General features: G+C 68.7%; 25 protein-coding genes and 1 tRNA gene. 14 read left to right on the forward strand and 12 right to left on the reverse strand.

What is annotated here, in order from left to right:
• Positions 1 to 56 precede the first annotated feature (56 nt).
• Positions 57 to 1,397 carry a sigma-54-dependent transcriptional regulator gene (locus tag ACG01O_RS07895; RefSeq protein WP_394383281.1) on the reverse strand — a complete coding sequence of 447 codons (1,341 nt, stop codon included), beginning with the start codon at positions 1,395 to 1,397 and terminating at the stop codon, positions 57 to 59.
• Complete coding sequence (locus tag ACG01O_RS07900; RefSeq protein WP_394383283.1) at positions 1,390 to 3,282, reverse strand: sensor histidine kinase; 1,893 nt, start codon at positions 3,280 to 3,282, stop codon at positions 1,390 to 1,392. Before ACG01O_RS07900 ends, ACG01O_RS07895 begins: the two co-directional genes overlap by 8 nt.
• A 296-nt stretch (positions 3,283 to 3,578) precedes the next feature.
• Here ACG01O_RS07900 and ACG01O_RS07905 point away from each other — a divergent pair, with 296 nt between their 5' ends.
• Genes ACG01O_RS07905 through ACG01O_RS07920 form a run of 4 tightly spaced genes read left to right on the forward strand, consistent with a single transcriptional unit; the run spans position 3,579 to position 7,137 of the window.
• Positions 3,579 to 4,502, forward strand: a complete 924-nt coding sequence (locus ACG01O_RS07905; RefSeq protein ID WP_394383286.1) for a branched-chain amino acid ABC transporter permease — start codon at positions 3,579 to 3,581, stop codon at positions 4,500 to 4,502.
• 13 nt (positions 4,503 to 4,515) lie between these two features.
• Positions 4,516 to 5,598, forward strand: a complete 1,083-nt coding sequence (locus ACG01O_RS07910; protein ID WP_394383289.1) for a branched-chain amino acid ABC transporter permease — start codon at positions 4,516 to 4,518, stop codon at positions 5,596 to 5,598.
• Positions 5,599 to 5,611: 13 nt separating this feature from the next.
• Entirely contained in the window at positions 5,612 to 6,397 is a 786-nt protein-coding gene (locus ACG01O_RS07915; RefSeq protein WP_394383291.1) for an ABC transporter ATP-binding protein, read from the forward strand.
• Between the two features lie 17 nt (positions 6,398 to 6,414).
• Positions 6,415 to 7,137, forward strand: a complete 723-nt coding sequence (locus ACG01O_RS07920; protein ID WP_394383293.1) for an ABC transporter ATP-binding protein — start codon at positions 6,415 to 6,417, stop codon at positions 7,135 to 7,137.
• A 129-nt stretch (positions 7,138 to 7,266) separates the two neighbouring features.
• On the opposite strand, the gene ACG01O_RS07925 is transcribed toward ACG01O_RS07920, so the two are convergent.
• The 3 genes from ACG01O_RS07925 to ACG01O_RS07935 form a co-directional block, all read right to left on the reverse strand.
• A complete protein-coding gene (locus ACG01O_RS07925) occupies positions 7,267 to 8,319 on the reverse strand; it encodes a Leu/Phe/Val dehydrogenase (protein ID WP_394383294.1) in 1,053 nt (350 codons plus the stop codon).
• A 94-nt stretch (positions 8,320 to 8,413) separates the two neighbouring features.
• On the reverse strand, positions 8,414 to 9,142 hold the full coding sequence (locus tag ACG01O_RS07930) for a 2OG-Fe dioxygenase family protein (RefSeq protein WP_394383296.1): 729 nt from the start codon (positions 9,140 to 9,142) through the stop codon (positions 8,414 to 8,416).
• Positions 9,143 to 9,153: 11 nt separating this feature from the next.
• Positions 9,154 to 10,182 carry a CDP-6-deoxy-delta-3,4-glucoseen reductase gene (locus tag ACG01O_RS07935; RefSeq protein WP_394383297.1) on the reverse strand — a complete coding sequence of 343 codons (1,029 nt, stop codon included), beginning with the start codon at positions 10,180 to 10,182 and terminating at the stop codon, positions 9,154 to 9,156.
• A 77-nt stretch (positions 10,183 to 10,259) separates the two neighbouring features.
• Between ACG01O_RS07935 and ACG01O_RS07940 the strand changes: the two genes are divergently transcribed.
• The gene (locus tag ACG01O_RS07940; RefSeq protein WP_394383299.1) at positions 10,260 to 11,120 is read left to right on the forward strand and encodes an SDR family oxidoreductase; all 861 of its coding nucleotides are present in this window, start codon (positions 10,260 to 10,262) and stop codon (positions 11,118 to 11,120) included.
• A gap of 8 nt (positions 11,121 to 11,128) precedes the next feature.
• Here ACG01O_RS07940 and ACG01O_RS07945 read toward each other — a convergent pair whose 3' ends face one another.
• Together ACG01O_RS07945 and ACG01O_RS07950 are read right to left on the reverse strand one after the other, a co-directional pair.
• Positions 11,129 to 11,707 carry a rhomboid family intramembrane serine protease gene (locus ACG01O_RS07945; RefSeq protein WP_394383301.1) on the reverse strand — a complete coding sequence of 193 codons (579 nt, stop codon included), beginning with the start codon at positions 11,705 to 11,707 and terminating at the stop codon, positions 11,129 to 11,131.
• 96 nt (positions 11,708 to 11,803) lie between these two features.
• Positions 11,804 to 11,888, reverse strand: a tRNA-Leu gene (locus ACG01O_RS07950).
• Between the two features lie 90 nt (positions 11,889 to 11,978).
• Between ACG01O_RS07950 and cysM the strand changes: the two genes are divergently transcribed.
• The 3 genes from cysM to ACG01O_RS07965 are packed head-to-tail and all read left to right on the forward strand — an operon-like array spanning position 11,979 to position 13,637.
• Positions 11,979 to 12,875 carry a cysteine synthase CysM gene (gene cysM, locus ACG01O_RS07955; protein ID WP_394383302.1) on the forward strand — a complete coding sequence of 299 codons (897 nt, stop codon included), beginning with the start codon at positions 11,979 to 11,981 and terminating at the stop codon, positions 12,873 to 12,875.
• Complete coding sequence (locus ACG01O_RS07960; RefSeq protein WP_394383304.1) at positions 12,872 to 13,405, forward strand: NUDIX domain-containing protein; 534 nt, start codon at positions 12,872 to 12,874, stop codon at positions 13,403 to 13,405. The genes cysM and ACG01O_RS07960 overlap by 4 nt, the downstream gene beginning before the upstream one ends.
• Before the next feature lie 4 nt (positions 13,406 to 13,409).
• Complete coding sequence (locus ACG01O_RS07965) at positions 13,410 to 13,637, forward strand: sulfurtransferase TusA family protein (protein WP_394383306.1); 228 nt, start codon at positions 13,410 to 13,412, stop codon at positions 13,635 to 13,637.
• Here ACG01O_RS07965 and galU read toward each other — a convergent pair.
• Complete coding sequence (gene galU, locus ACG01O_RS07970) at positions 13,634 to 14,527, reverse strand: UTP--glucose-1-phosphate uridylyltransferase GalU (protein ID WP_394383308.1); 894 nt, start codon at positions 14,525 to 14,527, stop codon at positions 13,634 to 13,636. The genes ACG01O_RS07965 and galU overlap by 4 nt on opposite strands.
• 85 nt (positions 14,528 to 14,612) lie before the next feature.
• Here galU and ACG01O_RS07975 point away from each other — a divergent pair, with 85 nt between their 5' ends.
• Positions 14,613 to 15,563, forward strand: a complete 951-nt coding sequence (locus tag ACG01O_RS07975) for an NAD(P)-dependent oxidoreductase (RefSeq protein ID WP_394383310.1) — start codon at positions 14,613 to 14,615, stop codon at positions 15,561 to 15,563.
• A 61-nt stretch (positions 15,564 to 15,624) separates the two neighbouring features.
• Here the strand turns inward: ACG01O_RS07975 and ACG01O_RS07980 are convergent, their stop codons facing one another.
• On the reverse strand, positions 15,625 to 18,438 hold the full coding sequence (locus ACG01O_RS07980) for a valine--tRNA ligase (protein WP_394383312.1): 2,814 nt from the start codon (positions 18,436 to 18,438) through the stop codon (positions 15,625 to 15,627).
• A gap of 194 nt (positions 18,439 to 18,632) precedes the next feature.
• Between ACG01O_RS07980 and ACG01O_RS07985 the strand changes: the two genes are divergently transcribed.
• From ACG01O_RS07985 to ACG01O_RS08000, 4 genes are read left to right on the forward strand one after another with little or no spacing between them, the layout of a single operon-like run.
• Entirely contained in the window at positions 18,633 to 19,088 is a 456-nt protein-coding gene (locus tag ACG01O_RS07985) for a Spy/CpxP family protein refolding chaperone (RefSeq protein ID WP_394383314.1), read from the forward strand.
• Positions 19,088 to 19,375 (forward strand): 4Fe-4S dicluster domain-containing protein, encoded by a 288-nt coding sequence (locus tag ACG01O_RS07990; protein ID WP_394384195.1) that lies wholly within the window; start codon positions 19,088 to 19,090, stop codon positions 19,373 to 19,375. Before ACG01O_RS07985 ends, ACG01O_RS07990 begins: the two co-directional genes overlap by 1 nt.
• 7 nt (positions 19,376 to 19,382) lie before the next feature.
• Positions 19,383 to 20,102 carry a response regulator transcription factor gene (locus ACG01O_RS07995; protein ID WP_394383317.1) on the forward strand — a complete coding sequence of 240 codons (720 nt, stop codon included), beginning with the start codon at positions 19,383 to 19,385 and terminating at the stop codon, positions 20,100 to 20,102.
• Positions 20,099 to 21,175: a HAMP domain-containing sensor histidine kinase gene (locus tag ACG01O_RS08000; protein ID WP_394383319.1), complete on the forward strand. Its 1,077-nt coding sequence runs from the start codon at positions 20,099 to 20,101 to the stop codon at positions 21,173 to 21,175. The genes ACG01O_RS07995 and ACG01O_RS08000 overlap by 4 nt, the downstream gene beginning before the upstream one ends.
• On the opposite strand, the gene ACG01O_RS08005 is transcribed toward ACG01O_RS08000, so the two are convergent.
• Positions 21,168 to 22,664 carry an amidase gene (locus tag ACG01O_RS08005; protein ID WP_394383321.1) on the reverse strand — a complete coding sequence of 499 codons (1,497 nt, stop codon included), beginning with the start codon at positions 22,662 to 22,664 and terminating at the stop codon, positions 21,168 to 21,170. The two genes, ACG01O_RS08000 and ACG01O_RS08005, sit on opposite strands and share 8 nt — an antisense overlap.
• A gap of 85 nt (positions 22,665 to 22,749) precedes the next feature.
• Here ACG01O_RS08005 and ACG01O_RS08010 point away from each other — a divergent pair, with 85 nt between their 5' ends.
• A complete protein-coding gene (locus ACG01O_RS08010; protein ID WP_394383323.1) occupies positions 22,750 to 23,976 on the forward strand; it encodes a phospholipase D-like domain-containing protein in 1,227 nt (408 codons plus the stop codon).
• A 63-nt stretch (positions 23,977 to 24,039) separates the two neighbouring features.
• On the opposite strand, the gene ACG01O_RS08015 is transcribed toward ACG01O_RS08010, so the two are convergent.
• Complete coding sequence (locus ACG01O_RS08015) at positions 24,040 to 25,017, reverse strand: GMP reductase (RefSeq protein ID WP_394383325.1); 978 nt, start codon at positions 25,015 to 25,017, stop codon at positions 24,040 to 24,042.
• 156 nt (positions 25,018 to 25,173) lie between these two features.
• Positions 25,174 to 26,484 carry a DUF3422 family protein gene (locus tag ACG01O_RS08020; protein ID WP_394383327.1) on the reverse strand — a complete coding sequence of 437 codons (1,311 nt, stop codon included), beginning with the start codon at positions 26,482 to 26,484 and terminating at the stop codon, positions 25,174 to 25,176.
• Between the last annotated feature and the right edge of the window lie 103 nt (positions 26,485 to 26,587).

Here is a 26,587-nt window from a genome sequence, read left to right on the forward strand (position 1 = left end):
GGCTCGCGGGCTGAGCCGCATTGCCGGCGTTCAGCCGGCGCAACCCGGGCGAGGGGTCAACGGAAGGCATCCAGCTGGATGCCATGCCGATTCAGCTTGTCGTACAGCGTCTTTCTTGGCGTGCCCAGCAGCTCCATCGCGGCGGGCACCTTGCCGCCGCAGCGGCGCAGGGCCTGTTCGATCAACGTCTTCTCGATCAGGTCCATCTGTTTGGCCAGGGGCAGGCTGGGCAGGGCCTGCAGCGCGGCTTGGGGGTCCAGGTCGTCCAGCGCGAGCACAAAGCGGTCTGCCGCGTTGCGGATCTCGCGCACGTTGCCGGGCCAGTCGTGCGCCATCAACTCGCGGAGCTTTTCAGGCGTCAGCTCCGGGGCGGTGCGTTCGTAGCGGGCGCAGGCCTGGGTCACGAAGTGCTCGAACAACAGCGGGATGTCCTCGCGCCGCTCACGCAGCGGCGGCAGGTTCAGCGTGGCGATGTTGAGCCGGTAGTACAGGTCGTTGCGGAACTCGTTGCGCTGCGCCTGCTCCCGCAGGTCGCCCTTGCTGGCGGCGATGAAGCGCACATTGACCGGCAGCTCCTCGTTGGAGCCCAGGCGCTCGATGCGGCGCTCCTGCAGCACGCGCAGCAGCTTGATCTGCAACGCGATGGGCATGGTTTCAATCTCGTCCAGCAGCAGCGTGCCGCCGTTGGCGTGTTCGATCTTGCCGATGCGGCGCTTGGCCGCACTCGTGAACGAGCCGGGCTCGTGGCCGAAGAGTTCGCTCTCGAACAGCGCCTCGGGCAGGCCGCCGCAGTTGATGGCGACGAAATGCCGGTCACGGCGCGGGCTTTGGTCATGCAGGCAGCGGGCCACCAGTTCTTTGCCGGTGCCGGTCTCACCGACGATGAGCACATCGGCCGAGGTGCCCGCCAGGTTCAGCACCTGGCGGCGCAGTTGCTGCATGGCCGGGCTTTGCCCCAGCAGTGCGGCCTCGATGCCACTGGCGCGCTGCAGCTGGGCGCGCATTTCGTCGGCCGAGTGCCGCAGCGTGCGCAGGTCCAGCGCCCGCCGCGCAACGTCGATCAGCCGCTCGGGCGCGAAGGGCTTCTCGATGAAGTCGTAGGCCCCGGCGCGCATGGACTGCACTGCCATGGCCACGTCGCCATGCGCGGTGATGAGGATGGTGGGAATGCCGGCGTCGGTGGCCTGCACATGGGCGAGCAGGGCGCGGCCGTCCATGCCGGGCAGGCGCACATCGGTGATGACGATGATGGGTGCGCCCGGTTGGATGTGGGGCAGGGCTTCTTCTGCGCTGCGGCAGGGAACGACCGTGAAGCCCTCCAGCTCCAGCGTTTGCGTGAGGCTCACGCGCACCGGCAGGTCGTCTTCGACGAACACCACCTTGTAGCCCTCAAACATCGTGTGTCTCCGGTGTGGCCGTCCAGGTGTCCACGGCCAGGTCGAACTCAAAACTCATGCCCCTCAGCTCGCCGGTCGCGCGCTCGGCGCGCAGGGTGCCGCCCATTTCGTGCACGATCTTGGCCGAGATCACCAGCCCCAGGCCCAGCCCTTCGCCGGCGGGTTTGGTGGTGAAGAAGGGTTCGAACAGGCGCGGCAGGTCGGCGTCGCTCACGCCGGGGCCGCTGTCTTGCACGCGCACGCGGGCACGGCGGCCTTGGTCCAGCGCGTCCACGGCCACGTGCAGCTGCCGCACCGGTTCGTGCTGCATGGCGTCCAGCGCGTTGCCGATCAGGTTCACCAGCACCTGCTCCAGCCGATTGCCATCGGCCAACACGCGCAGGCCGGCGGGCAGGTCGAGCTGGGCGTGCACGTCCAGGCTGCGGCTGCGGTGCTCCAGCAGCAGCAGCGCGTTGCGCACGCAGTCCAGCAGCAGCACTTGGCCGGCCACCGGCTCGTCGGCCTTGCGGGCAAAGCTCTTGAGCTGGCGCGTGATGCGGCTCATGCGCTCGACCATGTCGTCCATGATCTGCAGGTTGCTGGCCACCGCGTCGGTGCGGCCGCCCTCCAACAGGCGGATCGAGTTGCGAGCCAGGGCGCGCAGCGCGGTGAGCGGTTGGTTGACCTCGTGCGACAAGCCGGCCGACATTTGACCCAGCACGGCCAGCTTGCTGGCTTGCAGCAACTCGCCTTCGGTCTGCAGGCGCTGGGCGATCTGGGTCTTGAGGGCGTCGTTGGTCTGGCGCAGTTCGGCGGTGCGGCTGTCCACCAATTGCTCCAACTGGGCATGGGCTTCCCGCAGGGCTGCCTGCGCCTGGGTGAGTTGGTGCAAGGCGCGCCGGCGCGACGACAGGTACAGCACCAACAGCCCGATGCTGGCGCCGAAGGCTGCGCCGCCCCAGGCCGCGTACTGGGCGCGTTGCCGCACTTCGGTCAGGTCGGACAGCGCCACCAGGCGCAGCCCCAGCGGCAGGATCTGGCGCTGCTGGGCCAGCATCGGCTTGGCGGCCGTGGCGGGGGCTGGGCCGCCCGGAGGCGGCACGGCGAGCTTGACCTGCTGGCCTTGGTGCACCTCCAGCGTGGCGGGCAACTCGAGGTCGGGGCCGATGGCCTGCGGGTAGCGGGCACTGGCCTCCAGGGCCTTGCGGCGGGACGGGTCGGCATGGTCCAGCACGGCGTATTTCCAGGCCTGCACCGAGCTCATGATGACCACATCCTGCTCGTCGGCCACCAGGATGCGTTCGCCTTGCGAGCGCAGGCCCAGGTCCACCCAGGTCGCTTCCAGCGGCGCGAGGTTGAAGCGCACCACCACCACGCCCGCCACCGCGTTGGACTGCCGCAGCGGGTGCAGCAGGTAAAAGTCTGTGCTGCCGGTGTGCGGATCGGCCGCGAAGAAGTGCACCCGCCCTTGCGCCACCGCCTCGGCCAGGCGCACCGGCGGCGTGAGCGGTTCACTGGCGGCCAGCACTTCGCCTTGCGGGGTGGCCACAAAAATCTGGTGTGTGCCGGCCCGCACGTTCACCCGGGCCAGCATTTGGTGCGCGGCCTGGCGGGCCGCCTCGTCGCCCGGGCTTTGCATCAAGGTTTGCAGCGTGGGCGCGATGGCCAGCAGGCTGGGCAGCGACGCATGGCGGCCCAATTCGGCGGCCAGGTTGGAGGCGTACAGCTCCAGCCGTTCGGTGCTGAGTGCAGACAGCTGGTCGCGCCCGCTGCGCTCGCTGATGCGGTGCGCCAACGCAAACCCCAGCAGCATCAGCAGGCCGGTGAGGAAGAAATGAAAGCTCGGTCGGCTCAACAGCCGGAGCAGGCGCAGCGCGCGGGGGCGGAGAGGGTCAGACGCAACCATGTCGGGGCCACGTAGTGTGCCCATGGTGCGCCAGCGTTGACAGGTGCGAATGCGGTTTTTTCGGCCCTGGCGAAGAACCGCCCGCGGCGTGTGCGGTTTGTGCGGATTTCCGCCCAGTTTCAGTGGGGCGACACTCGTGATTTCTGTCCTTGACCACCCGCGTGGGTCGCATCAAACGCTTGGCGGTTTGGAACCGTCGGTGAATACCCTTGAAACGCCAGGATTGGCACGAGGGTTGCGATTTATGACGGGTCGCGTGGCGCATGCTGCGCCCAACAAACCCTTCTGGAGCCCTCATGGAGACTCTGATTCAACAGATCATCAACGGCCTGGTGCTGGGGAGCATGTATGCCCTCGTCGCCCTGGGTTACACGATGGTCTACGGCATCATCAACCTCATCAATTTCGCCCACGGCGAAATCCTCATGGTCGGCGCCATGGTCAGCTGGACGCTGGTCACCGCGCTGGCGGATTCCGGGCTGCCGGGCTGGCTGCTCATGATCATCGGGTTGGCGGCCGCCATCGTGGTGTGTGCGGTGCTGAACTACTCGGTGGAGAAGATCGCGTACCGCCCCTTGCGCAACGCGCCGCGTCTGGCCCCGCTGATCACGGCCATGGGCATGTCGCTGCTGCTGCAGGTGCTGGCCATGATCATCTGGAAGCCCAATCCCAAGCCCTTCCCGCTGCTGCTGCCCACCACGCCGTTCGACCTCGGCGGCCCGGTGATCACGGTCACGCAGTGCCTGATCCTGGGGCTGACGGTCGCCATCCTGGCGGCGCTGATGTACCTCGTGAACTACACCAAGCTGGGCCGCGCGATGCGCGCCACGGCGGAGAACCCGCGCGTGGCCGGGCTCATGGGTGTGAAGCCGGACTTCATCATCTCCACCACCTTCGTCATCGGCGCCGCCCTGGCGGCCGTGGCCGGCCTGATGTGGGCGGCCAACTACGGCACCGTGCAGCACACCATGGGCTTCATGCCCGGTCTGAAGGCCTTCACGGCTGCGGTGCTGGGCGGCATCGGCAACCTGGCGGGTGCAGTGGTGGGCGGCGTGCTGCTGGGCTTGATCGAAGCCATCGGCGCCGGCTACCTCGGTGACCTGACCGGCGGTGTGCTGGGCAGCCATTACGCCGACATCTTTGCCTTCGTGGCCTTGATCCTCGTGCTGACGCTGCGCCCCTCGGGCCTGCTCGGCGAGCGTGTGGCCGACCGCGCCTGAACGGAGCCCTGACATGCAATCCAAGAAACTCTTCACCTTCCTGGCGGCGGCCGTGGGCCTGCTGCTGGTGCCGCTGTTTGCGCAGCAGCTGGGCAACGGCCCGGTGCGCATCATCGACCTGGCGCTGCTTTACGTGCTGCTGGCCCTGGGCCTGAACATCGTGGTGGGCTACGCCGGTCTGCTGGACCTGGGCTACGTCGCGTTCTACGCGGTGGGTGCCTACATGTTCGCGCTGCTCTCCAGCCCGCACCTGGCCGAGAACTTCGAGAACATCCTGGCGGCGTTCCCGAACGGCCTGCATTCGCCAATCTGGCTGGTCATCCCGATGGCCGCAGGCTTGGCGGCGCTGTTCGGCGTGGTGCTGGGTGCCCCGACGCTGAAGCTGCGCGGCGACTACCTGGCCATCGTGACGCTGGGCTTCGGCGAAATCATCCGGGTGTTCATGAACAACCTGGAGTACCCGCTCAACATCACCAACGGCCCGCGCGGCATCGGCCAGATCGACTCCTTCCACTTCTTCGGGGTGGACCTGGGCAAGTCGCTGGAGGTGTTCGGCTTCACGCTGCCCTCGGTCACGCTGTACTACTACCTGTTCCTGGCGCTCGTGGTCATCAGCGTGATCATTTGCTATCGCCTGGAGCAGTCGCGCATTGGCCGCGCCTGGATGGCGATTCGTGAAGACGAAATCGCGGCCAAGGCCATGGGCATCAACACCCGCAACCTGAAGCTGCTGGCCTTCGGCATGGGCGCCACGTTTGGCGGTGTTGCGGGCTCGATGTTCGCGAGCTTCCAGGGCTTCGTCTCGCCTGAGTCGTTCAGCCTGCAAGAGTCGGTCATGATCGTTGCGATGGTGGTGCTTGGCGGCATCGGCCACATCCCGGGCGTCATCCTGGGCGCGCTGATGCTGTCGGCGCTGCCGGAAGTGCTGCGCTACGTGGCCGGTGACATCCAGAGCATGACCGGCGGCCGCATCGACGCCTCCATCCTGCGCCAGCTGCTGGTGGCGCTGGCCATGATCGCCATCATGCTGATCCGCCCGCGCGGCCTGTGGCCGTCGCCCGAGCACGGCAAGTCTGCCCCCACCCCCGTGAAGTGAGGAGGCCCGCACCATGAGCACTCAAGACAACATCGTTCTCAACGTCAGCGGCGCGTCCAAGCGCTTCGGCGGCGTGCAAGCCCTGTCCGACGTCGGCATCCAGATCCGCCGCGGTCAGGTCTATGGCCTGATCGGCCCCAACGGCGCTGGCAAAACCACGTTCTTCAACGTCATCACCGGCCTGTACACCCCCGACGGCGGCAGCTTCTCGCTGGGCGGCACGCCCTACAAGCCGCAGGCGGTGCACCAGGTGGCCAAGGCCGGCATTGCGCGCACGTTCCAGAACATCCGTTTGTTCGCGGAAATGACCGCCATCGAAAACGTGATGGTGGGGCGGCACATCCGCACCCAGTCGGGCTTGCTCGGCGCTGTGTTGCGCACGCCCGCATTCAAGGCCGAGGAGGCCGCCATCCGCGCCCGCGCACAGGAGCTGCTGGATTACGTCGGCATCGGCAAGTACGCCGAGTTCAAGGCCCGCACGCTGAGCTATGGCGACCAGCGCCGCCTGGAGATTGCACGCGCCCTGGCCACCGACCCGCAGCTGATCGCGCTGGACGAACCGGCCGCTGGCATGAACGCCACCGAAAAGGTGGTGCTGCGGGAGCTGATCGACCGCATCCGCAAGGACGGCCGCACCATCTTGCTGATCGAACACGACGTGAAGCTGGTGATGGGCCTGTGCGACCGCGTGACCGTGCTGGACTACGGCAAGCAGATCGCCGAAGGCACGCCGGCCGAGGTGCAGAGCAACGAGAAGGTGATCGAGGCCTACCTGGGCGCCGGTCACAAGGCCCACTGACCCCGCGGAACCAAGACATGACTCAAGTGAAGCAAACCCTGCTCAAGGTCAGCGGCCTGAAGGTGGCCTACGGCGGCATCCAGGCCGTCAAGGGCGTCAACTTCGAGGTGCGCGAGGGCGAACTGGTGTCGCTCATCGGCGCCAACGGCGCGGGCAAAACCACCACGCTGAAGGCCGTCACTGGCCTGCAGCCCATTGCTGCAGGCGAGGTCACCTACCTCGGCGAGCCCATCAAGGGCAAGGGCGCCTGGGACCTGGCCAAGAAGGGCTTGGTGATGGTGCCGGAAGGCCGTGGCACGTTCACACGCATGACCATCGTCGAGAACCTGCAGATGGGCGCCTACAACCGCAACGACGGTGAGATCGAGGCCGACATCGACAAGGTCTTCGCGCTGTTCCCGCGCCTGAAGGAGCGTGCCAAGCAACTGGCCGGCACCATGTCGGGCGGTGAGCAGCAGATGCTGGCCATGGGTCGCGCGCTGATGGCCCGCCCCAAGGTGCTGTTGCTGGACGAGCCTTCCATGGGCCTGTCGCCCATCATGGTCGACAAGATCTTCGAGGTCGTGAACGACATCCACCAGCAAGGCGTCACCATCCTGCTCGTCGAGCAGAACGCCAGCCGTGCGCTGCAACTGGCCAACCGAGGCTACGTGATGGAGTCGGGCGAGGTCACGATGGACGGCGAGGGTCAGGCCCTGCTGAACGACCCGAAGGTGCGTGCTGCCTACCTGGGCGAGTAAACAGCCCACCCCCGAGGCGCTCACGCGCCTCCCCCTCAAGGGGGCGCCGCCAGTGGCCTGGCAAAGCCAGTTCCACGGCGGCTGCTGGATGAAAAAACGCCCGGCACTGCCGGGCGTTTTGCTTGAAGGTCAGAGAGTCCGAACCAGCTTGCTGCGCGCCCAGTCGTCCGCCACGCGCGCGGGCGTCGAGTCGGCGGCCTGCACGCGCTGCAGCAGCTCTTCCACGCGCTCGGCGATCTTGCTGACCTCGGCCATCACGGCGGTCTCTTCGCCTTCGTTGCGGTACTCCCGCGCCACGCTGATGATGCCGCCGGCGTTCACCAGGTAGTCCGGCAGGTAGCAGATGCCGCGGCGCTGCAGGGCGTCGCCATCGGCCGGCGTGGCCAGCTGGTTGTTGGCGGCGCCGGCAATCAGCTTGGCACGCAGCGTGGGCACGGTCTGCTCATTGAGCGAAGCGCCCAGCGCGCACGGCGCCAGCACGTCCACGTCCGTCGAGAGGATGTCGGCCACGCCCACGGCGGTAGCGCCGAACTGGGCCACGGCGCGCTCCACCTTGGCTGCGTCCACATCGGCCACCACCAGCTTCGCGCCTGCGCGGTGCAGGAACTCCGCCAGGTGCCAGCCCACGGCGCCCAGGCCTTGCAGCGCCACGCGCACGCCGTCCAGCGAGCTGCGGCCCAGCACCAGGCGGGCACCGGCTTGGATGGAGACGAACACGCCCCAGGCCGTCTTGGGGCTGGGGTCGCCGCCGAAGGCGCCTTCACGCGGGATGCCGCTGACGAAGGGCGTCACGGCTTGCATGCCGCGCATGTCGGCGGTGGTGGTGCCCACGTCTTCGGCCGTGATGTAGGCGCCTTGCAGCGACTGAACGGCGCGGCCAAAGGCGGCGAAGAGGGCGGGGCGGTCGAACGCGCCCTGCGGCTTCAGGATCACGGCCTTGCCGCCGCCAAACGGCAGGTCGGCCAGCGCGTTCTTCAGGCTCATGCCTTGCGACAGGCGCAGCGCGTCATTCAGCGCCGCGGCTTCAGATTCGTAGTGCCACAGGCGGCAGCCGCCGAATGCGGGGCCGCGCGCGGTGCTGTGAACGGCCAGGATGGCCTTGAGGCCCGTGGCCGGGTCGGTGGCGAGCAGCACGCGCTCGTGGGGGGCTTGCTCGGGCAGGCCGAAGAGGGAGGTCGTCATCTTGAAGGGCGCTGGGTAAGCGCAGCAGTGAAAGAAGAACGGCCACGCTTGTGGCGTGGCCGAGCTCAATTTTACGGAGGCTGGGTGGGGCCGGTCACGGCCCTTGGAAGCCGTCCCTTCGCAAGGTGATGACCAGGGTGTCGCGCCAGCCGCGCTCGCCCGGGTCCAGCGGCTGGATGGGCGTGGTTTCGTGGATCACGCGCTCGTCGTCCAGCAGCAGGGTGGTCCAGGGCTGGGTCATGGTGAAGCGCTGGCCCGCCGGGCCGTGGGCCTCGAACACGCGGGACTCGCCGCCCTTGATCTGGTGGCGGCCCACCATCAGCACGGCCACCAGGTCCACGCCGTCCCGGTGGGCGCCCTCGGGCGTGGGGCGGCCGATGCCGTCGCTGGTGTCGATGCGAAACGGGTGCGCCTCGATGAACCACGGCCGCTCGCCCTTGAGCGCCGACGTGACGCGGGCCAGGCCCACGAGCAGGGCGTTCCAGGCGGGCGAAGTCACCATCTCCTGCGCCAGCGGCACGTACCAGCGCTGGATGCCGCCGTGCAGGGCGTTGTAGTCCAGAGGCTGCCAGTGCGCGCGGTGGGGGCTGAGCGTCACCGCATCCCCGTCCACGACGAAGCAGCCGTGGCGGCGGAACCGGTAGCGGCCGCCGTCGCGCAGGTAGCCGTCAGGCGGCAGGTCGTCCCAGCAGGGGCGCAGGGCTTCGAGGCCCTCTGCGCTCACGCCCAAGACGCCAAGGGATGCGGGCGCCAGCACGGCCTCGCCATCCCGCTTCAGGGTGCCGACGACATCGGCCGGGTCGGTCCAGGGCGGCTCGAACATCGTGCGCCGCCTCAGCCGGCTGCGTGCTTGTCGGCTTCGGACGTGAACGCGTCCGCGTAGAACTCGTCGCCGGGCAACTGACACTGCGCCACGAAGTCGCGCTGCGCCGACTCCACCATGATGGGCGCACCGCAGGCATACACCTGGTGACCGGACAGGTCGGGCAGGTCGGCCATCACGGCGCGGTGCACGAACCCGGTGCGGCCCGTCCAGCCTTCATCGGGCTCGGACAGCACGGGCACGTAGGTCAGGCCCGGGATGTCGCGCGCGGCCTGCTCCGCCCAGGCGTGCAGGTAGAGGTCGGCCTGCTTGCGAGCGCCCCAGTACAGCACCATGGGGCGGGTGCTGCCGATGTGCTGCGCGCGCTCGATGATGGCCTTGATGGGGGCAAAGCCCGTGCCGCTGGCCAGCAGCACGATGGGCTTGTCGCTGTCTTCCCGCAGGAAGAAGCTGCCGAAGGGCCCTTCCATGCGCAGGATGTCTTTTTCCTTCAGCGCGCTGAACACGTGGTCGGTGAACTTGCCGCCGGGCATGTGCCGGATGTGCAGCTCGATCTGGCCTGGCAGGCTGTGCGGCGCGTTGGCCATGGAGTAGCTGCGACGGGCACCGTCCCGCAGGATGAATTCAACGTATTGGCCCGCGCGGAACTGGAAGTTCTGGTTGGCCGCCAGTTGCATCGTCAGCACCGCCACGTCGGCGGCGGGGCGGCTGATGCTGACCACCCGCGTGGGCAGCTTCAGCACCGGGAATTCGCCGGCGCCGGGCACTGTGCGGGCTTCCAGCGTGCAGTCGGTTTGCGGGCGGGCGCAGCAGGTCAGGACGAATCCGCTGGCTTCTTCTTCGGCCGACAGCGCCTTGGCCTGGTGCGGGCCATGCTCCACACGGCCGTCCAGCAGCTTGCACTTGCAGGAGCCGCAGGCGCCGTCCTTGCAGCCGTAGGGCAGGCCGATGCCGTTGCGGATGGCGGCGGCGAGCAGCGTGTCGTCGCCTTCGGTCGCGTACACGCGGCCAGCGGGTTGGATGGTGATCTGGAAGGACATGGGTTCCTGAAAAGGCAGCGGCCCCGCAGAGATGCCTCGGGGCCGTAGACTGCGCCGCATTTTGCCGTACCCCTGAGATGACCCCAAACCTGTTGATCATTGGCTGCGGCGACGTGGGGCTGCGGGTGCTGCGGCACTGGCCGGGTGCGGGCCGGGTTCGGGTGCTGACGTCCAGCCCGAATCGCGTGGCCGGGCTACGGGCCGCCGGGGCCTTGCCGCTGCGGGGCAACCTGGACGACGCGTCCAGCCTGCGCCGTTTGGCGGGGTTGTCCAACCGGGTGCTGCACCTGGCGCCGCCGGCCCCTCAGGGGGTGACGGACGAGCGCACCCGGCGCCTGCTGGCGGCTCTCAGCCACCGGCCGCCCGAGGTGCTGGTGTACGCCAGCACCACCGGGGTTTACGGCGACTGTGGTGGCGCCTGGGTCGATGAAACACGCACGCTTCGCCCCGGCACCGACCGGGCTCGCCGGCGCGTGGATGCCGAGCGGCAACTGCGGGCCTTCGGCCGCTGCACCGGCACGCGCGTGGTGCTGCTGCGCATCCCGGGCATTTACGCGCCCGATCGCGAAGGCGGCCACCCGCGCGAGCGCCTGGCGCGCGGCACGCCCGTGCTGCAGGCGCAAGACGATGTGTTCACCAACCACATCCACGCCGACGACCTGGCGCGGGCTTGCGTGCGCGCCTTGTGGGCGGGGCGGCCCCAGCGGGCAGTCAACGTGTGTGACGACAGCCAACTGCGCATGGGCGACTACTTCGACCTGGCGGCCGACCTCTGCGGTCTGCCGCGGCCCGCACGCATCTCACGCGAGGCGGCGGCGGAGCAAATGAGCCCGATGCAGATGAGCTTCTGGAGCGAGTCGCGCCGGCTGCGCAACGCGCGCATGAAGCAGGAACTGGGGCTGCAGCTGCACTACCCGACGCCGCGCGACGGGCTGTAGGCGCGCGCTCAGCGACGGCGGCTGCTGCGCCAGTGGCGGATCAGCAGCCAGGCGCCCAGCATGCCGCCCAGGTGCGCAAAGTGCGCCACGCCGCTGCTGCGGCCGAAGCCCATCACCAACTCCAGCCCGCCGAAGATGGCGACGAAGACCTTGGCCTTCATCGGGATGGGCGGAATCAGCGGCACGATGATGCGGTTCGGGAACAGCATGCCGAAGGACAGCAGCAGGCCGAAGATGGCCCCCGACGCCCCGACCGTGGGTGCGCCGGTGCCAATCGCCCAGGTGAACAGCAACTGCACCAGCGCCGCGCTCAGCGTGCTGGCCAGCAGGATTTGTGTGTAGCGGCGGGCGCCCCAGACCCGCTCCAACTCGCCGCCAAACATCCACAGCCCCAGCATGTTGAACAGCAGGTGCGTGAAGTCGCCGTGCAGGAATGCGTAGGTGAGCAACTGCCAGGGCATGAAGGCGCCGGTGGCCAGCGGCCAGAGCTCGAACCACCAGGCCAGACCCGGGGCCAACTCGAACAAGCAAAACACGCCGACGCAGGCGAGCAGGAACGCTTTGGTGACGGGAGGCAGGGGCGGCATGAGGGTCGGGGTCAGCGCGCGGAGAGCGCGGGGCCGGCGAGGGAGTCGCGGCTTGCCGATTCAGTGTATGCCAGGGGGAGAGCTTGCCGTTTCGCCTGGTGCCCGGGGCCGGACTCGAACCGGCACACCTTGCGGCGGGGGATTTTGAGTCCCCTGCGTCTACCGATTTCGCCACCCGGGCCCGTCGGAAACAGCAACGCGCTTTCGGCGCGAGGGGCGCATTATGCACCGACGCAGGCGCGGTCTGAGGCGTCGCTGCCACAATCCTTGCATGACCTATCCGACCCTTGAAGATGTCATCGGCGCCACGCCCCTGGTGCGACTGCAGCGTTTGCCCGGCGCAGAACCGCGCGGCAACGTGGTGCTGGCCAAGCTGGAGGGCAACAACCCGGCCGGCTCCGTGAAGGACCGCCCGGCCATCAGCATGATCCGCCGGGCCGAAGAGCGCGGCGAAATCAAGCCCGGGGACACGCTCATCGAAGCCACCTCGGGCAACACCGGCATCGCCCTGGCCATGGCGGCCGCCATTCGCGGCTACCGCATGGTGTTGATCATGCCGGAGGACCTCTCCATCGAACGCGCTCAAACCATGAAAGCGTTCGGGGCCGAACTCATCCTGACGCCCAAGGCAGGCGGCATGGAATACGCGCGTGACCTGGCCGAGCAAATGGCCCGTGAAGGCAAAGGCCGGGTGCTGGACCAGTTCGCCAACGCCGACAACCCGCGCGTGCACTACGAGACGACCGGCCCCGAGCTGTGGACGGCCACGCAGGGCCGCATCACCCATTTCGTCAGCGCCATGGGCACCACAGGCACCATCACCGGCGTGTCGCGCTACCTGAAGGAGCAAAACCCGGGCGTGCGCGTGATCGGCGCGCAGCCGGCTGAGGGTTCCCGCATTCCGGGCATTCGCAAATGGCCCGAGGCCTACCTGCCCAAGATCTACGACCCCCAGGGCGTGGATGAACTCGTGTTGGTGAGCCAGAGCGATGCCGAGGACATGGCGCGTCGGCTGGCGGCCGAGGAGGGCCTGTTCGCCGGCATCTCGGCTGCGGGTGCGTGCTGGGTGGCCTTGCAGATCGCGCGGCGCGTGGAGAACGCGACCATTGCGTTCATCGTCTGTGACCGCGGCGATCGTTACCTCTCCACGGGCGTATTTCCCGCATGAAGCTGCCGCGCTTCTGCCCCGATTGCGCCAGCGAGCTGGCGTGGATGGCGCGCGCAGAAGATGGCGGCGAGAAGACGCGCCTGCGTTGCCCGGCCTGCGAGTTCACGCACTGGAACAACCCCACGCCGGTGCTGGCGGCGGTGATCGAGTGCGCCGACCGCGACGGGCAGGTGCTGCTGGCCCGCAATGCCGCCTGGCCCGGCCGCTTTTTTGGCCTCGTGACGGGCTTCCTGGAGGCCGGCGAGGCGCCCGAAGACGGCATTCGCCGCGAGATTGCCGAGGAAACCTCGCTGCAGGTGACGGCGCTGAACCTGCTCGGCGTGTGGGACTTCCAGCGCATGAACCAGATCATCATTGCCTACCACGCGCAGGCGCAGGGCGAGATTTGCCTGTCGCCGGAGCTGGCCGAGTACAAGCTGCTGGCGCCGCAAGACGTGCGGTGCTGGCCCCAGGGCACGGGGCAGGCGTTGGCGCAATGGTTGCGCAGCCGCGGCATCGAGCCGCAGTGGATGGACCTCAAGCGAGAATAGACAGATGGACGTTCAACGTGAGATCGACACCCGGGGGCTGAACTGCCCGCTGCCCATCCTCAAGGCCAAGAAGGCGCTGGCGGAAATGCAGAGCGGCGAGTTGCTGCGCGTGGTGGCCACCGACCCCGGTTCCATGCGCGACTTCCAGGCCTTTTCCCGGCAGACCGGCAATGCGCTGGTGGCGCAGGACGTGGCCGGCGCCGAGTTCGTGCACGTGCTGCGTCGGCGTTAAAGCGCCAGCCCCTGCAAGAACTCGCGGAAGCCGGCGCCCAGTTGCGGGTGCGCCAAGGCGAGTTCCACATTGGCCTGCAGGAAGCCTTCTTTGCTGCCGCAGTCGTAGCGCTTGCCGTCGTAGCGGTAGGCAAACACCTTTTCCCGGCGCAGCAGGCCGGCGATGCCGTCGGTGAGCTGGATCTCGCCGCCCACGCCGCGCGGCTGGTTCGCAATTTCATGGAACACGCCAGGCGTGAGGATGTAGCGGCCGGCCACGCCCAGGCGTGACGGGGCGGCCTCAGGGGCGGGCTTCTCCACGATGCGATGCACGTCCATCAGCTGCTCGCCCACGGCCGTGCCGGCCACGATGCCGTAGCGGCGCGTGTGCTCGGCCGGCACCTCTTGCACCGCGAGGATGGAGGCGCGCCACTCCGCAAATTGTTCGACCATTTGCTTCAGGATCGGGCGGTCGGGCGTGGGGCCCACCATCAGGTCGTCGGCCAGCAGCACGGCAAAGGCCTCGTTGCCGATCAGCCGCTGGCCGCACAGCACCGCGTGGCCCAGGCCCAGGGCCTGGGGTTGGCGCACGTAGATGCACTCCATGTCGTCGGGCTTCACCGAGCGCACCACGTCCAGCAGCTCCTGCTTGCCGGCTTGTTCCAGCGCCACCTCCAGCTCGAAGGTCATGTCGAAATGGTCTTCGATCGGGCGCTTGTGGCGGCCGGTCACGAAAATCATCTCCCGCACGCCTGCGGCGTAGGCCTCTTCCACGGCGTACTGGATGAGCGGCTTGTCGACCACCGGCAGCATTTCCTTGGGCTGCGCCTTGGTGGCGGGCAGGAAGCGTGTGCCCAAGCCGGCAACCGGGAAGATGGCTTTGGTGATCGGGGCAGGGGTCGGCGTGGGCATGAACGTAAACTGAAACGACAAGTTCCAAAGATTCTGTCATGCGGGTTGTGACCGTCTGTGCAGGACGCCGCCGGGAGGCCACGACATGACCGTTCTCATCCTTGAACCGCTGGAAGCTGACGTGGTGCAGTGGCTGGCCGAACGCCACGATGCGCGGTTCGCGCCTGAGCTGGTGGGGGACACCGAGGGCCTGGTTCAGGCCTTGCAAGCCGCACGTGCCTTGATCGCCCCGCCCGAGGTCGGCATTGACGCGGCGCTGCTGCGCCGGGCGCCCACGCTGCGCGCCATCGGCCGGGCCAGCGGCGGGGCGGACAACGTGGACGCCGACGCCTGCCGCGCGGCGGGGGTGGACGTCGTGCGCTCGCAGGCCTCCACGGCCAGCGCCGAGGCGGAATTCGCGATCGGGGCGTTGTTGAGCCTGCTGCGCCGCTTGCCGGTGCAGGGCAGCGACGGCTTGCTGGTGGGCCGCGAGCTGGGCTGCTCCACCATCGGGCTGCTGGGGCTGACGCCCACGGCGCGGGTGCTCACGCAGCTGCTGCAGGCGTTTGGCGCGCGGGTCATCGGCTACGACCCGTCCTTGCACCCCAACGACCCCTTGTGGGCTCGCTGGGGCATCGAGGCCGTGGGCCTGAACGCGTTGGCCGAACAGTCCGACGGGCTGGTGCTGCTGCTGCCGTACTTCGATCGCTACCGCGGCCTCTTGGGCGAGCGGCAGCTGGACCAGGCGCGGCCCGGTCAGGTGCTGGTGGTGTTGAGCCCATCGGGCCTGGTGGCCGAGGCGCCGCTGGCCCGGGCCTTGCGCCAGGGCACCGTGCGTGCCGCGTGGTTCGATGGACTGGAGCCCGGCTGGCTGGAGCCCGGCAGCCCGTTGCACGGCTTGAGCACCGTGCAGGTGACGCCCCGTGTGGCGGGCACGACCCGAGAGTCTCGGGTGCGGGCGGCCTGGGCGGTGGCCCGGGGCATCGACGCTTTGCTGTCGGCGGCCGATGCGGAGGCGGCAGCCGCGCAGGATTACGGCGCGCGGCTGCCGGTTTAACTAGCCCGCGGGCTTCACCGGAGCGTCAGGCCCGCTTGTCAGGCCTGACGGCTGAACCCGATCAGCCGGCCAGTCGCGCCAGCTGTTCGCTCAGGCGGGCCACGGTTTCCTTGAAGCCGGCCACGCGGCCGCGCTCTTGTTCCACCACGGCAGCCGGCGCGCGGGCCACAAAGCTCTCATTGCCCAGCTTGGCCTCGGCCTTGGTGATCTCGCCCTGCAAGCGGGTGATCTCCTTGGTCAGGCGGGCGCGCTCGGCCTCGACGTCGATCTCCACCTTCAGCGCCAGCTTGGCCGCGCCGTGCACCAGCACGGGCGAGGTGGCGCTTTGCTTGGCGAACTCGGCCTCGTCGGCAATCAGCTCGACGGCGCTGAGCTTGGCCAGCACCTTCAGCACGGCGGCGGCCTCGGTCAGGAAGCTCAGGTCACCGCCCACCAGCAGCGGCACGCGCTCGGCGGGGCTGAGGTTCATCTCGCTGCGCAGGCTGCGGGTGGTGCCCACCACGTCCTTCAATTGCGCCACCCAGGCGTCAGCGGTCGCGTCGATGCGCTCCGGCTGGGCGACCGGGTAAGTCGCCTGGCCGATGTAGTCCACCGTCTTGCGGCCGGCGATCGGGGCCACGGCCTGCCAGAGTTCCTCAGTGATGAACGGGGCGATCGGGTGCAGCAGGCGCAGCGTGGTTTCTAACGTGCGGATCAGTGTGCGGCGCGTGGCGCGCTGCTGGCTTTCATCGCCGGTCTGGATCTGCACCTTGGCGATCTCCAGGTACCAGTCGCAGTACTCGTCCCAGACGAAGCTGTAGATCGCGTTGGCCACGTTGTCCAGGCGGTACTCGGCGAAGCCCTGGGCAACAGCGGCTTCCACGCGCTGCAACTCGCTGGTGATCCAGCGGTCGGCCTGGCTGAAGGTGTTGTAGCCCGGCGGGCAGTTGCCGTCGGTGTGGGCCAGGCCGCAGTCCTGCCCCTCGGTGTTCATCAGCACGAAGCGCGTGGCGTTCCAAAGCTTGTTGCAGAAGTTGCGGTAGCCCTCGCAGCGCTTGGTGTCGAAATTGATGTTGCGGCCCAGCGTGGCGTAGCTCGCCATCGTGAAGCGCAGCGCATCGGCGCCGTAGGCCGGCATGCCGTCCGGGAACTCCTTCTTCACACGGGCGGCCACCTTCGGAGCCGTCTCGGGCTTGCGCAGGCCGACCGTCGACTTGGCGGTCAGCGTCTCCAGGTCGCAGCCCTGGATCAGGTCCACCGGGTCCAGCACATTGCCCTCGGACTTGCTCATCTTCTGGCCCTGCGAGTCGCGCACCAGGCCGTGGATGTAGACGTCCTTGAACGGCACCTGGCCGGTGAAGTGGGTCGTCATCATGATCATCCGGGCGACCCAGAAGAAGATGATGTCGTAGCCGGTCACGAGCACCGACGACGGCAGGAAGAGCTCTTGCTCCAGCGTCTTCTCGGGCCAGCCCAGCGTGGAGAAGGGCACCAGGGCCGACGAGTACCAGGTGTCCAGCACGTCGGGGTCGCGGCTCAGCTCGCCGGTGTAGCCGGCGGCCGTGGCCTTGGCGCGGGCTTCGTCTTCGCTGCGCGCGACGAACAGCTCGCCACCCGTGCCATACCAGGCCGGAATCTGGTGGCCCCACCAGAGCTGGCGCGAAATGCACCAGTCCTGCAGGTTGTTCATCCAGTGGTTGTAGGTGTTGACCCATTGCTCCGGATGGAACTTGACCGCGCCGGTGTCCACTGCGGCGATGGCCTTGTCGGCAATGCTCTTGCCGTCCGCGCCGGGCTTGGTCACGGCCACGAACCACTGGTCGGTCAACATGGGCTCGATGACCTGGCCGGTGCGCTCGCAGCGCGGCACTTGCAGCTTGTGCTTCTTGACCTCGACCATCAGGCCCAGGGCCTCCAGGTCGGCCACGATCTTCTTGCGGGCGACGAAGCGATCCAGGCCGCGGTAGACCTCGGGCGCGTTGTCGTTGATCTTGGCCTGCAGGTCCAGCACCGAGATCATGGGCAGCTTGTGGCGCTGGCCCACGGCGTAGTCGTTGGTGTCGTGGGCGGGGGTGACCTTCACGACGCCGGTGCCGAACTCGCGGTCCACGTAGTCGTCGGCGATGACGGGGATCTCACGGTCGGTCAGCGGCAGCTTCACGAGCTTGCCGATGAGGGCTGCGTAGCGCTCGTCTTCCGGGTGCACCATCACGGCCACGTCGCCCAGCATCGTCTCGGGCCGCGTCGTCGCGACGACCACCGAGCCCGAACCGTCCACCAGCGGGTAGCGGATGTGCCACAGCGAGCCGTCCTCCTCCTCCGAGGCGACTTCCAGGTCCGACACGGCGGACTGCAGGATCGGGTCCCAGCTGACCAGGCGTTTGCCACGGTAGATCAGGCCTTCGTCGAACAGGCGAACGAAGGTTTCCACCACCACCTTGGACAGCTTTTCGTCCATGGTGAAGTACTCATGGCCCCAGCTCACCGAGTCGCCCAGGCGGCGCATCTGGCTGGTGATGGTGTTGCCGGACTCTTGCTTCCAGTCCCACACGCGGGCGACGAAGTTCTTGCGGCCCAGGTCGTGGCGGCTCTGGCCCGCGGCCTGCAGCTGGCGTTCCACAACGATTTGCGTGGCGATGCCGGCGTGGTCGGTGCCCGGCACCCACAGCGTGTTGTGGCCCTGCATGCGGTGGTAGCGCGTCAGCGAGTCCATCACCGTCTGGTTGAAGGCGTGGCCCATGTGCAGCGTGCCCGTCACGTTGGGCGGCGGCAGCTGGATGCTGAAGGACGGCTTGGCCGGGTCCAGCGTCGGCGCATACAGGCCGGCGGCTTCCCACTTGGGGCCCCAGTGGGCTTCCAGGGCGGCGGGTTCGAAGGACTTGGCAAGTTCGGTCACGGGCAGGTCTCGGCTGGCGCTCCGTGCGGCGGCGCACGGGGCTTGTCTCAGGGGAGGGGAGCCGGCGATTTTAAGGGTCACCCCCGATACAAAACGAAACCCGGCGATACCGCGGCGAGATGCGCCGCGGCGGGCCTCCCGGAATCATGGAAACACCTCAACCCCCGGGCCTCGAGCGCCCTCAGAGCCACTCCATGAACTTCCTTCGCCGCTGGCATGCACACCACGAATTTCGCCACCACTTTGGGCACGGCCACCACGGCCATCGCGGCCACCCTTTCGGCCGCCACGCTGACGCTGGCGGCTTTGCCGACCACCTCGTCGACCGCGCCGCCGCCAAGCTGGACCTCGATGACGAGCAGCGCCGCCGCCTTGCCGCCTGGGTGGCCCAGCTCCAGCAGCAGCGCCAGGCGCTGAAGGGTCTGGCGCGCGGCCCCGAGCTGACGGGCCTCTTGGCCGGTGATCAGTTCCCGCGCGAGTCGGCCCAGCAGCTGCTGGACGCCAAGCTGGATGCGCTGCGTGCGGCCGGCCCGGGCGTCATCGGCGCGTTTGCTGAGTTCTTCGATGCGCTGGACGCGGAACAGCGCCAGGTACTGCGCTTCACGATGCGCCGCTTCGGCCTGGCGCGCCGCCGGGGAGATGCCGCGTGATGGACGTGCACTGCGGAAAGCAGCCGCCCGGGCGCTTTGAGCCCCACATCGACCGCAACCGGTGCGAAGGCAAGGGTGACTGCGTGGCCGTGTGCCCGCACGGCGTGTTCACGCTGGGCACGCTGGGCTTGTTCGACCGGCGCTCGCTCAGCCTGTTGGGCCAGCTCAAGGGCTGGGCACACGACTGGCAGCAGGCCTTCACGCCCCACGCCGACGCCTGCGAGGCCTGTGGCCAGTGCGTGACGGCGTGCCCGGAGCGGGCCATCACGCTGGTTCGGGCCAAATAATTGCGCCATGCACCGATTGCTGCTCCTTGACGACGACGAAGCCCTGGCCGGGCCGCTGGCCCAGTACCTGGCCCGGTTCGATCTCCAGCTGCACGCCGTCACGCGCCCGAGCGAGGCACTGGCGCGGCTGGCGGCGGAGCGGTTCGATGCGCTCATCCTCGACGGCATGCTGCCGGAGATGGACGGCTTCGAGTTCTGCAAGCGGCTGCGCACCGGCACCGACCCCTGGCGAGACATGCCCGTGCTGATGCTGACTGCCCGCGGCGACCTGACCGACCGCGTGGTGGGCCTGGAGCTGGGCGCGGACGACTACCTGCCCAAGCCCTTCGAGCCGCGCGAGCTGGCGGCGCGGCTGCAAACCATCTTGCGGCGCACGCGGCTCACGCCGGTGGCAGCCCCGGCGCCTCAGCCGGCCGCCTCGCCCAGCAAGCTCAGCTTTGAGGGGCTGGAGATCGACACCACCCGCCGCGAAGTGCGCTGCGCCAGTGGGCTGATCGAGCTCACCGGCACCGAATACGAGCTGCTGCTGATGCTGGCCCGCGAACCGGGGCGCGTGTTCTCGCGCGACGACATCCTGAACCGATTGCGCGGGCAGGAGGCCGACCTCTACACCCGGGCGGTGGACATCCTCGTGAGCCGCCTGCGCCGCAAGCTGGAGCCGCTGGCTGCGCTCAAGACCTTGCGCAACGCCGGCTACTGCTTCGCACTGCCGCCGAGGCTGGCATGAGGCGCCACCCCTACGACCACCGCTGGCGCGAGCGCTGCGAGCGCAAGCAGAAAAAGCGCATGCAGCGCATGAGCCGGGACTGGGAGTACCGCTGGCGCGTGCGCCACCGCTGGCACCAGCGCTGGCACCATCAGCACAAACGCTTCAAGCATTCGTTGGGTGCGAGGCTCATCACCATCTTCGTGATGCTGGCGCTGGCCAGCAGCGCCATCTGCTGGACGGCCATGGGTAGCCCCTACGGCCTGCTGTGGGCGGTGCCGGCCCTGCTGCTGGTGACGGGGCTGGCCTTCGGCATGATCCGCCACATGGTGTGGCCGCTGCATGCGCTGGCGGTGGGGGCCGAGGCCTTCCGGCGCGGCGAGTTCTCGCACCGGGTGCCGGTGATTCACGGCGACGAAATTGGCGATCTCGCGCTGCGCTTCAACCAGATGGCGGCCGACATCCAGGCCATGCTGGACGGCAAACGGGCCTTGCTGCTGGCCCTCAGCCACGAGCTGCGCAGCCCGCTCACCCGGGCCCGGCTGCATGCCGAGCTGGTGGAGGAGGGCCCCTCGCGCGACGCCCTGATGCAGGAACTGGGGCAGATGCGCGACCTGATCAGCGCCTTGCTGGAAAGCGAGCGGCTGGACAGCGGCCACAGCGCCTTGCAACTGGCGCCGTGCGACCTGGGCGCCTTGGCGCAAGAGCAGGCACAACCCGGCTTGGCGGTGTGCGCCGACCCGGACCTGCCCGTGCTGCAACTGGACCGCCTGCGCGTGCAGTTGCTGCTGCGCAACCTCGTGCACAACGCGCTGCGCCACAACGACCCGACCCTGGGCGAGGTGCAGCTCAGCGTTCGCCGCGAGGGCGACGCGGTGCGTGTGACGGTGCGCGACTTCGGCCCCGGCGTGCCCGAAGACGCGCTGCCTCAGTTGGGCCTGCCGTTTTACCGGCCCGATGCCGCCCGCACGCGGCACGAGGGCGGTGTGGGCCTGGGCCTGAGCCTGTGTCGGCTGGTGGCTGAGGCCCACGGCAGCAGCCTGGAGTTGCGCAACGCCGAACCGGGCCTGGAGGCACAGGTGCGCTTCAGCTGAACGCCGGCGGCAGCCGGTGAAACCACGGCTGCGCGGCTTCCAGCTCGGCGGCCAGTTGCAGCAGCAAACCCTCTTGCCGAGGCGGCGCCACGAACTGCACGCCCAGCGGCAGGCCGTCGCGCGTCCAGTGCAGCGGCAGGGACACCGCCGGGGTGCCGGTGAGGTTCGCCAGTTGGGTGAAGGGCACGTGGCGCAGGCTGTCGGTGGCGATGCGCTGGATCAGCCCATCCAGCGCGCCGCTGCGCTTGAGCAGCCCCAGCAGGCCGATGCGGCGTGCGCTGTCCAACAGCACGCGCTGCAGCGCAGGCAGGTCGCCGGTGCCGTGCAGCACCGGGGGCGCGGCCAGCGTCGGGGTCAGGTACAGGTCGAAGCGCGCATGCAGCGCTGCGAGCGCTTGCGCAAACCCGTGCCAGCGCAGCAGCGCCTGGGTCATCTGGCTGGCGCTGGTGGCCCGGCCCAGGGCGGCGATGAGGCGGGTGAGGGGCTCGAACCCGCGCTCGTCGGCCCCCTGCGCGCGGGCGCGGTCCAGCGCGGCGGGCACCTGGCCCAGGTAGATGTGCAGGTAGCTGTGCGCCAGCGCGCGGCCGTCGAGGGCCGGGGACGCCGGTTCGGTGTGGTGCCCCAGCGCCTGCAGCAGTGCCACGGTGCGCTCCACGGCGAGCCGGGCTTCGTCGTGCACCGGTTCACCCAAAGGGGAGTCGTGGCACCAGGCCACGCGCAGGCGGCGCAGCGGGTGCCGCGACTGGGCCACAAAGCCGGGGTGCGGCACGGGCAGGGCCGCAAGGTCGCCAGGCTCAGGGCCGGCCAGCACCTCCAGCGCCAGCGCCGTGTCGCGCACCGAGCGGGTCAGCACGCCTTCGGCACTGGCGCCAAACCACACCTCGCCCGCCGCCGGCCCCGAGGAAATGCGCCCCCGGCTGGGCTTGAGCCCCACCAACCCGCAACACGCCGCCGGAATGCGCAGCGAGCCGCCGCCATCGTTGCCCGCTGCCAGGGGTACGACACCCGCGGCCACGGCCGCGGCCGCACCGCCGCTGCTGCCGCCCGGCGTGCGGCGCACATCCCACGGGTTGTTCGTTCGGCCGAAGGCAACCGGGTCGGTGACGCCTTTCAAGGCCAGCTCGGGGGTGTTCGTCTTGCCGAAGATGATGCCGCCCGCCTCGCGCAGCCGGCGCACGACATGCGCGTCAGCCGTCGCCGGTGGTAGCGCTGCCAGGGCGCGGCTGCCCCACGCGGTGGGGTGGTCTGCCACGGCGTGCCCGGCGTCTTTCACCAGCAATGGCACGCCCGCGAGCGGGCCCGGGCGTGGGGTGGTGGTGGCGCGGCGTGCGTCGGCCTCCATCAAGTGGCACACCGGGTTCAAGGCGGGTTGCACTTGGGCCAGGCGCTGCAGAGCCAGGTCCAGCAAGTGCGGGGCCGTCACGCGGCCGGCAGCGTGCTCGGCCGCCAGAGCGGTGGCATCCAGTCTGCGGTAGGTGGCGAAATCCATGACGACCAGCCCGGCTGACGGTGCGCCGCTACAGTGCGCGCGGCGCGTTGTGCGCTACTTTGCCGCCTGAATGCGGCGTTCGCTCATGCTGTTTTCCCGCCGATTGTGGGTGGCTGTTGCGTTGGCGTTGTCGGGCGCTGCGGCCCAGGCCGATTTCGCCATTCCCGGTTACGAGTTGGTGCACACGGTGCCGGTGGAAACCACGCTGGCCACGCCCGATTTGCGGGACCCCGTGACGGTGTGGCGCGAGATGTTCGACGCCGCCCGGCAGCGCATCGACATCGCGCAGTTCTACGTGTCGGGTGAGCCGGGCGAGCCGCTGGACGCGGTGATGGAGCGACTGGAAGCCGCCGCCGCGCGGGGCGTGAAGGTGCGCTTTTTGTTGGAAGACAAAGGATTGCGGCTTTCGGTGCCGGCGACGCTCGCGCGGCTGCGCGCCATTCCGGGCATCGAGTTCCGCGTGCTGGACTTCAGCAAGCTCAGCCCGAGCGGGATCATCCATGCGAAGTATTTCGTGGTGGACGGCCAGGCGGCGTTCGTCGGCAGCCAGAACTTCGATTGGCGGGCGCTCAAGCACATCCATGAAACCGGGTTGCGCATCACCGAGCCGCGGTTGGTGGGCCAGGTGCAGGCCGTGTTCGACCACGACTGGCAGGCCCAGGCCCAACTGGCGGCGGGGCAGCCAGTGGCAGCGCCCGCACCTGCGCCGGGTGCTGTGCCGTTCGATGTGATGCAGCCGGCGTTTCTGGTGGCCAGCCCCCGGGCCCACAACCCGCCGGGCGTGGGCGATGCCGAGGAGGTGCTGCCGCGCCTGCTGGCCGCGGCCCGGCGTGAGGTGCGGGTGCAGTTGCTGGACTACGCGCCGCTGAGTTATGCGCCCGGCCGAAGGCCGTTCTATGCGGTCATCGACAACGCGGTGCGCGCGGCGGCCGCGCGTGGGGTGCGGGTCAAGCTGATGGTGTCGCACTGGAACACCGAGGCGCCGGCGATTCAGCACCTCAAGAGCCTGGCGATGCTGCCCGAGGTGGAGGTGCGGGTGGTGACCTTGCCGCAAGCGCAGCAGGGCTTCATCCCGTTCGCGCGGGTCATTCACACCAAGGCCATGGTCATCGACGACGAAGTGGCCTGGGTGGGCACCAGCAACTGGGCGGGCGGCTACCTGGACAAGTCGCGCAACCTGGAAGTGGTGTTGCGCAACCCGGCGATGGCGGGCCGGCTGGCGGCCCTGCATGAGCAAACCTGGGCGTCCACCTACGCGCAGCCGCTGGACGTGAACCGGCAGTACCCGAAGCCGGCCAAGGGCGAGCCCTGAGCGGCGCGGGTTGAGCGCGGAGCTCGCGCCCACGCGCTCGGTGAAAGCCTGCTGCGCAGGCCTTCACATGAACAAATGTTCACCCGCGTTCTCACCGCCCAGGATGACGTAGTTGACCTTTTTGAGGTCGGACAACTGCGTGCCGCCCGCGTACGAGATAGAGCTTTGCAGGTCTTCCTGCATCTCGCGCAGCGTGTCGGCGAGGTGGCCCTTCACCGGTTCGAGGATGCGCTTGCCTTCCACATGGCGGTACTCGCCCTTGTTGAAGTCGCTCGCGGAGCCGTAGTACTCCTTGTAGCGGCGACCGTCCACTTCGACGGTGGCGCCCGGAGATTCCTCGTGGCCCGCGAACAGCGAGCCCACCATCACCATGCTGGCGCCGAAGCGCACGCTCTTGGCGATGTCGCCGTGGTGGCGAATGCCGCCGTCAGCCACGATGGGCTTGGTGGCCACCCGGGAGCACCACTTCAGGGCCGACAACTGCCACCCGCCGGTGCCAAAGCCCGTTTTCAGGCGGGTGATGCACACCTTGCCCGGGCCCACGCCCACCTTGGTGGCGTCCGCGCCCCAGTTCTCCAGGTCGATCACGCCTTCCGGGGTGCCCACGTTGCCGGCAATCACGAAGGCCGACGGCAGGTGCTGCTTGATGTGGGCAATCATGCGCTGCACGCTTTCGGCGTGGCCATGCGCGATGTCGATGGTGAGGTAGTCGGCGCCAATGCCCTCAGCGGCGAGTTGCTCCACCAGCGCGTGGTCGGCCGGCTTCACGCCAACACTCAGCGACACCATCAGGCCTTGCTCTCGCATGCGCCGGGCGTAGGCCAGGCTGTCCAGGTCGAAGCGGTGCATCACGTAGAAGTAGCCCTCCCGGGCCAGCATCTCGGTGATGGGCTCGTCCACCACGGTCTTCATGTTGGCGGGTACCACCGGCAGCTTGAAGCGGTGGGGGCCGAACTGAACGGACGCGTCGCAGTCGGAGCGGCTTTCCACGCGGCATTTGCGCGGCAGCAGCAGGATGTTGTCGTAGTCGAAGATTTCCATGGTCCAAGTCGCATTGATCGGCACGCGTTGGCGCAGTGCGTGCCTGTCTGCGAGCGCTTGACTTGGCTCCGGCCGGTCTCCGTGGCGACGAAAGACCAAAAAAAACCGGACGCCAAAATTTGGGCCCGGTGATTGATTCTACGCGGCTGCTCGCGCTCAGTGCCCGAAAAACCGCTGGTGGATGCGGCGCGTCGTCCACCACACACCGGCCAACACCAGCGGGATGGCCGCGCCCACCGCCAGCTCGGGGCTCACCGGCAGCCAGCCCTCGTGCTTGAGCGCTTTGAAGCCATAGGCCAGCAGGCTGACCACGTAGTAGGTGATGGCAGCGAGCGACAGCCCTTCCACGGTGGCTTGCATGCGCAGCTGCGTGCGTTGGCCTTCGCCCAGTTGGGTGAGCAACTGCTGGTTCTGGGCCTCGGTGGCAATGTCCACCCGCGTGCGCAGCAGGGCGCTGGTGCGCGAAATGCGCTGCGACAGCCGCGCTAGGCGCTGCTCGGTGGCCGTGACGGTGGCAATGGCGGGCGAGAGGCGGCGCTGCATGAACTCGCCCAGGGTTTGCGTGCCGGCAACCTTGCCCTCGCGCAGTTCGTCCAGCCGGGCCTGCACGATGCCGTGGTAGGCCTGCGTGGCACTGAACCGGTACTGTTGTTCGGCGGTGGCGTGCTCGATGCGGGCGGCCGTGGAGATGAGGTCGTCCAGCAGCTCGGCTTCCGAGGCGCCCCGGGCTTGCAGCCGCGCGGTGATGCCGGCCAGCGTGCTTTCCACTTCGGCCAGGGTGGGCGCCAGCGCCTTGGCCGCAGGCAGGCCGCGCAGGGCCATCAGCCGGTAGGTCTCCAGCTCCAGCAAGCGCTGTGAGATGCGGCCCACGCGCGTTTCCGGCGTGCCCGGTTCGGCCAGCACCACCAGGTGCTCGAAGCCGCTGGCCCGCAGTTGGAAGTCCGTCACCACCATCGAGTGGCCGCCGCCCATGGTGGAGGCCACCACCGGGTGCTCACCAAACCACGCACCCGCTTCCGGCAATGCCAGGGGCGGCAGTGTGAGCGTGCGCTGCAGCAGCACCATTTTGATGGCCGCAAAGGTGCGGCCGGGCAGGGCGGCCAGCCACTCCGCCGAGACGGCCAGCGGCAGGCCGTCCAGCGCCTCCGGGCTGGCGGGCAGGTCAGCGGGCAGCGGTTGCACCACCGAGTAGCGCGTGAACTCGCTGTGCCGCTCCCATTTCACCGAGAACCCGCCGCAGCGCAGGCGCAGAAAGTTGCCGTTCAAGGCGTCCTCCGGCAGCCCTGCCTGGCCGGGCAGTTGCCGCAGGACGGCCAGCTCGTCCTGTCGGGTCACGCCCTCGTTGAGCACCGCCACGTAGACGATGGCCGCGGGCAGCCGGATGCGGGCCTGGGGCCGCGCGTGCACCTCGTTGTGCAGCACATGGCGCAAGGGGTCGTCGGCGGGTAGGGTGCTGAGGTCGGACATGGCAGCCTTGGAGACGAAGGGCGGTGAACCGGCAGGGTGGGGCACGGCGAGCCGAGCGCGGGTTGCACCAGGGTGGGTCGATAAAATCATGCCCTTGTTCCAA

The sequence above is a fragment of the Pelomonas baiyunensis genome (assembly GCF_043555935.1).
GTDB classification, from domain to species: Bacteria; Pseudomonadota; Gammaproteobacteria; order Burkholderiales; family Burkholderiaceae_C; genus Pelomonas; species Pelomonas baiyunensis.